Origin of the sequence: Shinella zoogloeoides (genome assembly GCF_030733845.1) — a bacterium.
Taxonomy (GTDB): domain Bacteria; phylum Pseudomonadota; class Alphaproteobacteria; order Rhizobiales; family Rhizobiaceae; genus Shinella; species Shinella zoogloeoides_C.
In genome coordinates this window covers 141464-154128 of sequence record NZ_CP132311.1, presented here as the reverse complement: position 1 = coordinate 154128, position 12665 = coordinate 141464, and the positions used below count along the sequence as shown (strand labels likewise).

11 protein-coding genes are annotated in these 12665 nt (G+C 62.2%); 1 reads left to right on the top strand and 10 read right to left on the bottom strand.

Features of this window, described 5'->3' with window-relative positions; all coding sequences use genetic code 11:
- Positions 1-148: 148 nt before the first annotated feature.
- A complete protein-coding gene (locus tag Q9316_RS01720) occupies positions 149-1690 on the top strand; it encodes a class I SAM-dependent methyltransferase (protein WP_306033543.1) in 1542 nt (513 codons plus the stop codon).
- A 78-nt stretch (positions 1691-1768) separates the two neighbouring features.
- Here the strand turns inward: Q9316_RS01720 and Q9316_RS01715 are convergent, their stop codons facing one another.
- The 10 genes from Q9316_RS01715 to Q9316_RS01670 all read right to left on the bottom strand — a co-directional run bounded on the left by Q9316_RS01715 (position 1769) and on the right by Q9316_RS01670 (position 12548).
- The gene (locus Q9316_RS01715; RefSeq protein ID WP_306033542.1) at positions 1769-2683 is read right to left on the bottom strand and encodes a hypothetical protein; all 915 of its coding nucleotides are present in this window, start codon (positions 2681-2683) and stop codon (positions 1769-1771) included.
- 65 nt (positions 2684-2748) lie between these two features.
- Positions 2749-5727 (bottom strand): hypothetical protein, encoded by a 2979-nt coding sequence (locus Q9316_RS01710; RefSeq protein WP_306033541.1) that lies wholly within the window; start codon positions 5725-5727, stop codon positions 2749-2751.
- Positions 5727-6542, bottom strand: coding sequence for a hypothetical protein (locus tag Q9316_RS01705; RefSeq protein WP_306033540.1), 816 nt, complete (start codon positions 6540-6542; stop codon positions 5727-5729). Before Q9316_RS01705 ends, Q9316_RS01710 begins: the two co-directional genes overlap by 1 nt.
- 18 nt (positions 6543-6560) lie before the next feature.
- A complete protein-coding gene (locus Q9316_RS01700) occupies positions 6561-7640 on the bottom strand; it encodes a baseplate J/gp47 family protein (protein ID WP_306033539.1) in 1080 nt (359 codons plus the stop codon).
- The gene (locus Q9316_RS01695) at positions 7612-8148 is read right to left on the bottom strand and encodes a phage GP46 family protein (RefSeq protein WP_306033538.1); all 537 of its coding nucleotides are present in this window, start codon (positions 8146-8148) and stop codon (positions 7612-7614) included. Before Q9316_RS01695 ends, Q9316_RS01700 begins: the two co-directional genes overlap by 29 nt.
- A 22-nt stretch (positions 8149-8170) precedes the next feature.
- Positions 8171-8590 carry a phage baseplate assembly protein domain-containing protein gene (locus Q9316_RS01690; protein WP_306033537.1) on the bottom strand — a complete coding sequence of 140 codons (420 nt, stop codon included), beginning with the start codon at positions 8588-8590 and terminating at the stop codon, positions 8171-8173.
- Positions 8587-9657 (bottom strand): phage baseplate assembly protein, encoded by a 1071-nt coding sequence (locus tag Q9316_RS01685; protein WP_306033536.1) that lies wholly within the window; start codon positions 9655-9657, stop codon positions 8587-8589. The genes Q9316_RS01690 and Q9316_RS01685 overlap by 4 nt, the downstream gene beginning before the upstream one ends.
- A 1-nt stretch (position 9658) precedes the next feature.
- Positions 9659-10282, bottom strand: coding sequence for a hypothetical protein (locus Q9316_RS01680; RefSeq protein WP_306033535.1), 624 nt, complete (start codon positions 10280-10282; stop codon positions 9659-9661).
- A complete protein-coding gene (locus Q9316_RS01675; RefSeq protein WP_306033534.1) occupies positions 10282-10740 on the bottom strand; it encodes a DNA circularization N-terminal domain-containing protein in 459 nt (152 codons plus the stop codon). Before Q9316_RS01675 ends, Q9316_RS01680 begins: the two co-directional genes overlap by 1 nt.
- An 11-nt stretch (positions 10741-10751) precedes the next feature.
- A complete protein-coding gene (locus Q9316_RS01670) occupies positions 10752-12548 on the bottom strand; it encodes a phage tail tape measure protein (RefSeq protein ID WP_306033533.1) in 1797 nt (598 codons plus the stop codon).
- Positions 12549-12665: the final 117 nt, after the last annotated feature.

Sequence of the window (12665 nt, the reverse complement as noted above, 5' to 3'; positions counted from 1 at the left end):
ATTGACATCGCGACGGAAAGGCTGTCACAGAACTTTCATAAAACCCTATCGTGAGATTGGCGACTGTTCGTCCGCAACCTCACTCAGTGATGCGCAGTCGTGTACGACGATGCCGTCGCAGTTAGAACTGGTAAACGAGGAATAACCGTTGTCTCTCTTCATCGATCCCAACAACGTCGACTTTCGCAATAGCTGGAACCCGGTTGGCAATGTCCAGATCAGTCACAGCGGCAACAGTCTGCGAGTGAAGGGCAGGGTCGAAGGCCCGGTTGAAGGCAACGCACTCATTATTGTCGACGCCGCACGGCGATTCGTTTTTGCCGAAAACACGACGTCGGTAGACTTCGACATGAAGCTTCCGGACTGTTTGTCGTCCAAGACGTGGCCGCTTTCTGTCTATCTTTATAACGACGCTCTCAATGTTGCCTACCCTCTCGGCGATCTTGTGTCCCCGGCACCTGAGAAGTCAGCCCCCACCGTACCGTCATTTAAGGATCGCTATGTGCAGGAAATCGTCACAGCGATGCGACACGAGTATACGAGTATCTCGTCAAAGGACGGCATCAAGACGGGCAATGGTTACCAATCAGTTGACCTCGATCTCATTGCCACCCAAGGTGGACGCCCCCACAGAAATCTCTTCCTTGATCATGTGGATTTCGCCGGCAAAACCGCGTTAGATATCGGCGCCAACACCGGCGAAATGTCGAGACTTGCCCGAAAGCGGGGCGCAGCCTTGGTGGACGGCTACGAATATGATCCGCTCTTTGTTGAGACCGGACGCATGATCAATGCCGCAACAGGCATGACCCGCGTCTCGCTGTTCCAAGGCGACGCAACCGACAGGGCTCTCTACGAGGGCATGAAGTATGACATCGTGATGACGTTTGCAGTGTGGGTATACACCGCACACCTTCTCGATAAAATCGCGGACATCGCAGATGTAGTCGTCTTTGAAACCCATACCCTCGACCATGGCCTCGAGATGTACACTAAGCCAATGTCGAAGTACTTCCCATATTTTCGGGTCGTTGGCTACGATGAGAAACGCGACATGCGGAAAAGCCGCTGCTTCATGGTGTTCGCAAAAACAGCAGCGCGGTTGGCTCGAACGCTCAAACTGCATCAAGTGACGACCGATATGTATTTCGACCATGACTATTTTACACGTCACGGGAAGACGACGGTCGAGGCATTCGCAGGACACGCCGCGGACGTCGCCAAAAAAGTTACGGATAAGAAACCGACCATTCAGGGCCTCGGAACCTCCTATTTCGAACTCTTCATGGCGGGTTACCACGAGTTCTCAACGACCGGGAACCTGACGGCTGGCAATGTCTTTGCTCACGAATTTAGACAGGCCATCAAAGAGGGGCGTCTCGATCAGAACCTCAAGTACCTTGTCGATGACGAGTTCCTTCTCCTCCAGAAGATCGAGCACAAGTATCAGGACATTACCAACATCCTGAGCGGAAATGGTCATCTCGTTGCGCCGCCCACCATCCGCCCTGGCGAAGGCGCGCTAACCTTCAAAAAGCTGTCAGGCGAATCCTTCTCGGCCCTCAATATCGATGGCCATCATCGCGTGTTCATGCAGCAGCTGCTGGGGATTCCAGCCATGGAAGTACTTATGCGCGAGCCTTTGATGGAACAGAAGACTGTTGTCAGTACAAACTACAAGATTGGTTGAATGGCGTAAAAGCGCCAGATTGGCGGACTATTACCTCTTCACGGATACCTACAATCTGATTGTGAATAAGTGAACAGGTCAAGCCTGCGCGTTCATCGCGGCCGTCAGCGTGTAGGTGTAGTCATAGAGCATGGTGTAGGCGATCCGGTAGCGCGTTGCGGGGATCTCTGCGGCCTGCACACCCGGGTAGCTGGAGTAGAGCACGATGTCCCGGTCATCGACCAGGCCGTCCGTGGCCGCCACGCCCGTCATGCTGTAGCTGCGCGTCTTCGGCGTGCGGGCCCAATTGAGTTCGAGCAGGAAATCCGCGCGCGAATTCCCACCGTTTGCCTCGACGAAGTTCGTGCCGGTTACGCCCGCATGGATCGCCAGCCGGTCCTTGTTCTTGAGGTTGGTGATGGTCGCGACGTTCGACGCATTGGTCACGATGCGGTGCGTTATCATGTCGTCATAGCTGGTGTCGAAGGTGGCGTGCCCCTCAGGAAGCGCCGACGGATTGTAAGTCGCGTCCGCGACATCCTTTAGGCTCCAGCCGGTCGACCAGTTCTTGCGCAGGTGATAGGTCTTGTTCGGAACGGTCGAAAGATCCTGCTGCACCGTGGTGTCGCTGAAACACCCCCGGTGGACGATCTGGATGCCGGGCGGGATCCGCACCGTGCCAAGCGCCGGCGTCGAGAGATTGAAAGAACCATCGGCGCTGACGACCTCAGGAAAGATCGGATTGCGCGAGCGCAGGGCCTCCATTAGCACATAGAGCGCCCCGTCGCCCTCCCCGGTGATCGCCGAAATCTTCAGGTCGATCGCCTGAAGAAGCTGTGTCAGGTCTTCACCTGTCGGCGTCAGACCAGCATCCACGATCACGGCGACGATCTCGCGCATGGCGTGCTCGATCGCCGGCGCCGGCACGCGCGATCCGGGCTGGCCCGCGGCGGTATTCCTGTCCTTATAGGACGCATTGGGGTTGGCTTCGCCCAGCGGTGGGACGTATTGCATGTCGATACCTCTTGAATGTCAGGAGAAGGGAGCCGTCGTGACGGGCTGAAGGGCCTGCCCGCCGTTCAAACGGCGGCAGGAACGCCGTAGCGGAGAATGCCGGAGCTGGACCCCGAGGCGTAGACCGTCGTGCCGACGGCCGCGTAGATGCTGGCGCCGTGATAGGTCACGCCGCGCGCATGGTCGCCGAGATAAAGGCCGTAGCTGAGAAGTACATAGCGATTGAGGCCGACGTGCGTCCCGAGCGTGCCGCCACCCGAAAATCCCTGGCACCAGATCCCGGTTACCGATCCCGTCGAGTTGGACCCATCGAACTTGTTTCCGCTGATCTCGCCATAGAGGGTTGCGGTGGACCGGGCATTTACCCAGATGCCGATCTTGGCGCCCGAACCTTGGAACAGGAAGTCGTTGTTCGTGATGTTGAAGTCCCGGACATCGTTCATGAATACGCCGTAGCGGTGCACGTTGAAATGGTTGTTCACCACCTTGAGGAGCGGCTTGCCCTCGTCGTTTCCGGAGGGGACCGTCTCGTCAAGATCGGCAAGGACGCCATAGTCGACCATCACGGCCTCGCCGCTGCTGACCTCGATGCCCTCATGAGTGTCTTGGATATTGACCCCCGCCTGGCAGAAATAAGCCTTCCAGTTGGTTATGTTGATGCCCACCGGGTCTTCCCCACCAGTAAGGTAGACGGCTGCACCCTCCATCGATCCGGGAACCCCATTGCGCTTGCCCTGGTGCACCGTTCCATCAATGACGCCGTTGCGCCCGTTGTGAAGGTGGATGCCATAGAGCGGTGCAGCGTCATGAGCGTCCCCGAAGGAGTGCACGTTCCTGATGTCAAACGTCTTCTCAGTAGAACCCGATCCTAGGCCGCCCTCCACCTTAAGGAGCGCCGTGGTGTGGTTGCTAACTCCGCAGATACCTACGAAGTCCCTAGCGGTAATGCTAGCTCGCCCACCGATGACCTGCGCCTCCCCGGTGTGGAACACCAGCCCCGCATCTGCAGTTGCCAGATAGAAGGCACGCTGGCCTTTGCCCTGTATAAGCACGTTCGGCAGCGGCTCACTGTTGTAGCCAACGCCGAAGTGCACAGGACCCGTCAGGCGGTATAGACCGGCGAGCAGTACCGGGGCGGGGAACCGCAGCGCAGCAGCTACAGCCAGAGTGTCATCTGCACTACCGTCACCAGCAGCACTGAAATGCTCAGGAGTAATCCAGCCACCTTCTGGATACCACGCCCCCCAGAAACCACTGTGCCTACGACGCACCCACTTGGCGGGTCTGCCAGAGTAGTTAGCATTGTACGGCATGTGGTATTCTTGAGTAACGAGAGAGTCCGTCCCATATGCGCTTTCGACGCGCAAGAACGCCTCGAAGTTCGCCTGATTGGGAGCGTTGGTAGTGGTCTGTACGAAGTACGTTCCACCCTGAGTGACGGTGTCCAGATCGGTGCCATAGGGCAGGTTAACAGACCTGATCCACTTAAACCCTGTAGGCGTCGTAAACGCCAAGTTACCGGTATCGATCTCGAAGGGAGTTCCGCGCCAAGCACCATCTGGGCCATACACCCCGTACTGAAGGTTACCATCTCGCTGAGCAACCAGAACACCCGAGGTCGTATCGTCATCCCTACGGAAAGTGACTACTGCCGGATTAGCTGGGTTAAGCGCCCGCAGGAGTAGATTCGGGTAGTCCTTAGCAATGAGTAGATCACCATACATGGCATCCCCTCCCCGGTTAACGGAGGTAGGGTCGTGACCGCCTTGATTGGTCAACTGAGTCCACGGTTCCCAGTAGTTCGTAGTAGCGTTACCATATCGTCTGTATTCCGAATTATGATACACCCCGCGTGCGTACTGCGTGCAGGAATTTCCGTCAAACCAGGAGTCGAGCCACATGTAAGACCCAGGCTCCGGATGGTTCAGTACTCCTGTAGGCGCAATAACCATACGCAGGTTGTCTTTGAGGTCGTTCAGGTCTTCTCCAGACTGTACGGCTCCCGACATCTCGTTGAGCTTAAAACTGCCAAGTTCCGAAAGAGCACCCTGCACGTTAGTGGAGGTTAGACCACCAGCCGGTACAAACGTGGTGCTCTCTGCCGTCGTGTTGAGGTCGCCGGTTGCCCCGATGGTCAGCCTGCCCGCTACGTCGTCGTAGTCCAGGGTAATGTTGGGGCCCGCCTCTAGCAGACCCGCCACCCGGTCCTCCACCCACTCCCCGATGCCGGAGATGGTGTCCACTCCCTGAGTACCCGTGTGGTTCGCACGGCTCTTGAGGTTCGCGTCCGTGTCGTTCGCGGTCGCGCCCGGCGCAATGCCGAGGTTCGCCGCCGCTTGGTTCTTCTGCCCGGTCGTGAGGGCCTGCGCAGCATCGACCCGCAGCCGGTTCCCCAGCGCCGTCGAAATCGTCGCCGCGAAGTTCGGATCATTGCCGAGCGCATCGGCGAATTCCTTCAGCGTGTCGAGCGCTCCTGGCGCGCTGTCGACAAGGCCTGCAATTGCGACAGCGATGTCGGCCGGCGTCGCCTTCGAGGCAAGCGCCGCAACGAGGCCCGTGACCGTGGACATGGCCTGTTCGCCGGTATGCGAGGCACGGGCGCGCAAGTCTGCGTCCGTCGCATTGGCCGTCGCTCCGGGCGCGATGCCGATGTTCGCCGCCGCCTGGTTCTTCTGGGCACCGGACAGCGCCTGCGCGGCATCGACCCTGAGCCTGTTGCCGAGCGCGGCCGAAACCGTCGCCGCAAAGTTCGGGTCGTTGCCGAGCGCCGCGGCCAGTTCCTGCAACGTGTCCAGCGCAGCCGGCGAGCTGTTCACCAGATCTGCAATGGCCGCAGCAACGGACTCTGTCGAGGCCTTCGACGCAAGGAGGTCGACGAGGCCGGTGATCGTCGACATCGCCTGCAGGCCGGTATGGGTGGAACGGTCCCGCAGTTCGCTGGCCTGCATCAGGGCTGCGTTCTGAAGGCCCAGCTGCTCGCGCACGCGGGCGGCAACGTCCACCAGTTTGCGCTGGCGCTCGAGCGGTACGATCGTCTCTGCCATTAGTTCAGGTCTCCGGTGAGGATGTAGTCGAGAGCGTCCTCGTGCGTGACCACGAGGATGTAATTCTGGAAATCGCTTTCGGTGGTGGTCAGGATGAAGCCGAGGCCGGCGGCCGTCGTCGGATGGGCGATGACCCAGCCCGGCAAGTGCTCGCGCAGGAAGCAGACGATCTGCTCGGTACCGATGAGGTCGTAGAGCCGGTCGAAACCGCACTCCGATGTGCCGCACTCGAAATAGCTTTCCGAGGCGCTGAGAACGCGCACGACGATGAAGGCTTCTTCGCGCGCGGCCCCCGTCTCATGCGCGCCGCCGCAATTCGAATAGCCGCACTCGAAGATGCAGGGTTCCTCGATCTCGATCGGGAAGCCGAACTCGGCCGCCACCCGGATGAAATCCTCAGGATGTGAAAGCGGGACGGCGCTCACCCTGCGCCGAAGGGAACTCATCCGCTGCGAGGTCGATTGCTCCCCGGGAAAGCACCGCTCCGGAAGGCCGTATTCCACCTCCCATTCGTCGAGCGTTTCGCCGACCGTCTGCACGCTCGATTCCAGCGCGAGGCGCCAGGCCCGCGCATAGAGCCATTCGAACGGCGCAACGAGTGCCCGCGTGAAGCGAGCGAGAACGGAGCGGAGCGACAGCGCCTGCCCGTCGGGTGTGCCCCAAGCCGCGCCGACCGGCCAGAACGAGAGCGCCGCGGAAATCAGCCCGTCATTCGTGGGGGCGGAAAGGCCGTCGCCGGGAATGGCGACGACCGGCCATGTCTGCTCTTCGTAGAGCAGCGTTTGCGTATGCTGGTGGCTTTCGCGCGCACTCATGGTTTCACCGCGCGATCGTCAAACGAAGCTGATCGTGCCGAGAACGGGATAGCGCCCATTCGTGTACGGCAGATCGTTCAGGGGCCATTCCAGCTCGTGGCTGTCTTCACCGGCAACCCGGGAGACGGCCTCGGCAATCCAGCTGCGCGAGAGCCAGAACATATCGCCTTCGATGCCCGGCCGGGCGCGCTCGTAAAGCACATCGCCGATCGCCGCCGCGATTTTCGCACGCACCTCGGCCGTATCCGGACGGAGGTTCGCAATGATCGGATTCAACGGCTCCGGCGTCGGCGCCTCCACCACGCTGTCGTTGACACGGATGAGACGCTGCGCATCGACCGCCGCCTGCACGACGAGTTTGTCACCCTCGGTCGGGATGCGGTTCGGGCGGCCATCGAACAGGAAATAGACGACAATGAAGGATGGCGTCAGGTTGTTGCGATAGGCCCAGGCCTTCAGCACGCCGGGAACGTCCCGGACGATGCGCTCGTAGTCCGTGAGCTTGCCCGCCCCCGGCGGGTTTGCCTTGCGGAACAGGATGCGCGCCCGCAGATCCTCGACGTCCTCGACATCGGCGCCGCCGCCAAGGCCGCCAGGCGCGACGACGAAACTCCCGCCAAGCGTCGGATAAAGCCCCGGATCCGAGAGCGTCAGAAGGCCGCCCGCCTCGCGGTTGGTGTCGGCTCCCCTGCTCTCGGCAACAACGACGATACGCACCGCGCCGATGGAATTCGCCTGCCCGGGCGAGATCGACAGATATGTCGAGCTGCCCGACACGAACCGGATGCCGGCGGGATAGATCGCGTTCGGCTGGCCCGTCCCGTCGATGGCGCCGGTAGCCGCCGATGCCGCCTTGCGGTGGATGCCGACATCGGCGCCATGCAGCACGAGAAAGGATAGCGACGCCGTGCGGGCGAACAGCTGCCGCGCAATATAGGCCATGCGCAGCTCGAATTCATGCGAAAGGCCGGCAAGCACCTTCGCAACGACCGTCACGAAGTTGTTTTTCAGCGCGGTGTCCGTTCCCGGCAGGTGTTGCCGGAACGCGCCGCGGATTGCCTGCGACGCCTCAGCCAGCGAGCGGATGGACCACGCCATTGATCTGCCTCCAGAGAAGTTCGAATTTCTGTTCGTAGACGCGGGCGCCGTCGCGGCCTGCCAGCGTCACCGTGTAGTCCACGCGGCTTTGCGCGCGATCGGCCGAGACGGCGACGCCGACCGATGCCACCGCGCCCTGGTCGATCAGAGGCTCGAGGGCCTCGCGCACGTAGTCTTCGACATCGATCTCGATGCCCTCGTAGATCGCCTGCCGCATCAGCAGCCAGAGGCGCGAACCGAGCGGCCCCTCACCGTCCATCTGGTCGAAGCTGTCGCCGAGCCAGCCGCGATTGTCCTCGCCTTCGCGGAGCTCGCTCTCCTCGACCCGGCGATCGGTCATCAGGTGGATCAACACCTGCGTCGCAAGGCCCTGCTCGCTACGAAGGTCTCCCGGCGCCGAGGGATGGTCGAAGCGGTTGAGGATGAGATCGCCGACAAGGCCGTCCCACCCGAGATCGGGCGCGCGATAGGGTTCGACGCTTTCGTCGAGCGGTATGATGCGGATCATGAAAGGGGGTTCCCGAGGGGCGCTATGCCCCGTTGTTCCCGTCGCCGTCGACGATCGAGCCGGCCGCGGTGATCCCGCCCGTCATCTCGATGCTGCCGTCGATGCTAACTTTGCCGACGAACTCGAAGAGCGGCGCGACAAACCTCACCTTGCTGCCGACAAGGCTGATGATGTTGCCATGTGAATCGTAAAGTGCCGTGCCGCCAGCGGGCAGGCCAGCCGGGCGGTGTCCCGGATTCTCCCCGCCAAGGACGTAAGCCATGTCCGGGTTGCCCGGCATCGGCAGCAGGAGGCCCTGCCCGCCCTTGATCGGAGACGAGGCGAAGCCATGCGGTTCAATGCGGTGGATTTCGGTCCACGCGTCTGCCTTAGCCCCACGCCCGGAGACGAATTGCTGTCCGCCACGCTCGACGACCCGCCCATCCAGTTCGATCCGCCTCATTCGTCTTCATACTCCGCCGAGATCACGCCAGGCGCGGCATAGCTGTCCGAGGTCTTTCCCCGAGGGTTTTCACCGCCAAGGGAGCGCGGATCGGCAAGCGACAGCGTCGCGAACGTCTTGTCATCGCCGGCCTGGGAGAGCCGCACGCTCTTGATGATCATGAGCCCCGAGATGCCGAGAAAGTCGTCTTCGACCTGCACCAGCCAGTTTGGCGCCCATATCCTGCCGGCGGCGTCGCGCCAGCCGGTCGTGGGAATGCTGGCCGTGACGCTGTTTCCGGCGGCCCGGCGCGCCTGCCAGATTGCGCGCGTGCGCATCCGGTCGATCGTCGCCTCGCCCTCGTGCGGTAGGATCAGGACCCGTTTTCGCGACACACCGCTGTCGGCAACTTTCGTCTCGCCGCGAAGGTGCTGCTTTTGCGTTCCGCTTGTCTGCTGCCCGCGCACCTTGATATCCGAATAGCGCCCCGCTTCGGTAAAGCTTGCCCGGGCGCCCGGCAGGATATTGACGCCGCGCTTCAGGGTGCCGGCGTGGATGCCGCCAGGTTTGGTCGAGAGTTTCAGGCGACCCTTTTCCGTGTCGTGGATCAGGACGCCGCGACCCCGGGCGCGCCGCTCGATCGAGGAGAAGGCACTCTCGCCCTCGATGAGCTTGTGCCGCGGCTCCGGGGGAAAGCTGGAACCGTCGCTCTCGATGCCGACTCCCGTGCTGTCCAGCTCCTTCGCAATGGCAAGGAGATTCTTGTTGAGGATCTCGCCGGACGGGTGATCCGCCGACGTCTCGATCAGATCGATGGTGCGCGAAACGAAGCTGCACCCGAGCGTCCGGTCCGCCTCTCCGTAGCCCGTGTCGACATCACGCACATATCCGGTGAGAAGCACCGTTCCGTTGGCCGTGATGCGCGTCGGCAGGCCCGGCATGACGGGAACGCCCGGACCGGAGATCACGAATGTTCCACTCGCCGTCCGGGCAGCCTCTTCCGCCGAGATGCTGATCTCGATCGAAAGAACAGGCGGGAGCCCGTCGACGACCACGGTTTCGAGCGGCCGGCTGCTGATCGGCAGCATGTCAGCTCTCCAGCGCTTCGAAAGCGATGGGCATGATCATCGGCGTTGCGCTCCGCGCGATGTCGACCAGGGACTGCGCACGCGCCGCGTCGCCGTATAGCTGGTACGCCAGGACCGATGACGGCAGCGAGACGCCGGTCTCGACGCGGACGATCGGCACGGCATTCGCGGCCTGCTCGGATACGATGAGGACGGCGATCTCGATGAGACGCGAAAGGTATCGGTAAAGATCGACCGCCGCGCCGCCGGCCCTGGAGACGACGCCAAGGGCGGCCTCGCCATGACCGACGATCCGCACGCGCGCGGCCCTGGCCTGAGGGCGTGATGCCCATGCGATACGGGGCGCGGCAACGCACAGCCCGAAGGTACCAAGCACCATGGCGGCGGCCGACGTGTCCGCGTCCGTGAACGATGGCACGGCAAGGATATCGAACGCCGACGGCGAGGCAACGCTTTCGGCGATGACGCGCATAATCGCCAGCGCTTCCGCGGCGAACGCCTGCCCCTCCAGAGCCGTCGCATCCGAAAGACGGTTCGCCAGATCAACCGCATCGAGAGCGTCCGTCACGAGCATGCCGGCGAGCCCGGACAGCCAGGCGGCAATTGCACCACGATCGGCGGCCATCAGAAAAAACCTCCGAAGCCGGCGGACGCGCCGGACAGGTTGGAAAGGACCGCCGTCGTCATGTCGGCGACGCCGAGCATCGAACCGCCCGAGGTGGAGAGCGGGATTGCCGTAAAGTCGAAGGCGATGTACCCGGCGCGATCGCGCGACCGCGAGCGGCGAAAGCCCTCGACATAAGCCATCTGGCCCCGGTCCATCGGCAGAACGAGCCGGCCGGGGCCGGGCGTCTGGGCAGCTTGCGTGAGGAGGATCGCCCGTGCGTCGCTGTCGTCGCCGACAAGATAGGCGGTGACCGAGAAATCCGGGGTGGCCAGTCCCATCTCCTCGAGATAGGTGGTCCGCCCGCCGGCATATTCATGCCGGGCGAGACGCTTGCCGCCGGCGAGGTCTTCCGCCTCGACCCAGAACGAGACGCCGCGGAAGCTCGCCCGGCGAAGGGTCTTTGTCCAGTCACGCATGATGGATCCTCCTAGCGGCCTGCCGTAACCGGCAGACCGGCGCTCGTCGGCATCGAGCGTCCGGTATCGGCATTGACCTTACCGGAGATGCCCGCAACGTTGACACCGAGCTTGACCTGGCTGGCGGTCGCGGCGAATGCCTGCGCCATGGCCGTGCCGATCTGCGGCGCCATGGCCATCATCGCGTCGCGCACGACACTTCCCAGTTCCGTACCCACCGACCCGGCATCCGAACTGAGTTTCGAGATGGCCGCTTGCGCCAAAGCCTCGCCGACGGGCTCGGCCTCTTCCGGGCTGAACAGGCTCTTGATGCCGTCGAGCACCCGCGTCGGCGTCCAGGGCTCCATGCCGGCGTGGCGCGCGGCATAGGATTGCGTCGCGGTTTTTCCAACACCGGAGACGAACGTGGCCTTTCGAGGCGTATAGCCTACGGCGGACCCTGCGAACTCCGCAGGCGCCGAGGGATGAGACCAGTCCGTGCCGCGGCTGTTGATGTAATCGATCTCGGATCGCCGGGCGAGCATGAACGCGGCCATCTGGTCCCGTCCGGATTTCCCGGCGATTGTCGTCGGGCGAGCACGGGGAATAGGTTTCGCATCCGTTCCGCCGCCCGGGAACTCCTTCTCCGGCTTCCAGCCTTGCAGCAACGACGGGCCGAATTCGTACTTCCGCCGGAGCTCGGCATCCTTGAACCCGCCCTCGATGGCAAGCAGGTCCTGGTCGCGCTGGCTAAGGCCGACCTGGTGCCACTGGCTTTCGAGATATCCCATGCCGCGGTTCTTCAAGGCGCGGTCGATCGCGCCCTGCCGGTCCGTTGCGGAGACGATCGCATCGATCGCCGGCGTCACGACCGTCGCCGCCTTCTGCCCGAACCGCTTCATCAGTTCGTCCCAGCTTGCCGACAGCTTGTCGATGCTGGCCTGCGTATCGTCCGTGACACGCTTGAGATCACGTTGCACGGTTCCGTCAACCTCAGCAGAGTTTACGGCATCAATGAACTTCTTGTAGCTGTCAGCACTGGTGATCAGAGACTGCATCCCGAGACGGAATTCCTGATCGGTGAAGAGCAAAGGCAGCTTGGACAGGTCTCCGTCGATGGCTTCTTTCGACAGCCGGACGAAAGCGGAAACTGCATCTTCCCCATTCTTCTTTGCCGCTTCGAGTTCACGCCGAAGGTCGATGCCGAACTTGCCGAACTTTTTGGCCGTGTCCTCGGTGAACATCTTGCCGAATATGTTCTGCGCCTGCGTCGCTGCAGCGGAGGCCGAGCCGGTGTCTTCGCGGATGGTCTGCAACATTGCGATCAGCTGACGCAACCCTTCCTCGCCCGTATAGCCGAGGGAAGCGAAAGAGTTGGCAAGCTCCGGAATGTAGGTTGCCATATCCTTGAGTTCGAACTGGCCCGCCTTGCCGCCCGCAACCATGATGTCGAAGGCACGCTGCATCTCGCCAGCCTCGATTTTCAACGCGGATGCCGCCTTCACGGCGGTGTTGGCGATATCTTGTGTGGCAGAACCCGAAGCCTGTGCCGTTGCAAGCACGGACGGCAGGAAGTCCATGGCCTCTTTAAGGGAAAGCCCCGCGGACACCAGTGTATCGACGGCGTCAATCGCACTCTCCAACGGAAGCGCGATCTCCTTCGAGACCATCTGCATCCGGCGGAACGCCTCTTCCGTTTCGTTGGCGCTGGCGCCAGCCGTGATGCCGATACGCGTCATCTGGCGCTCGACCGCGGCGAAGTCCTTGACAGCGCCGGCTGTGAACGCACCGACGGCCGCCGGCGCCAGATAGCGCGACATGATCGTCATGGTGGACGCCGTCGTCCGGCCAAGCCTGCCTTGCTGCGCGTTCAGCGCGGCAGCCTGCCGGTTGACCTGCTGGAGACGGCCGGCAAACTGCTGCAGGACGCGTCCGGAGCCGTCGAC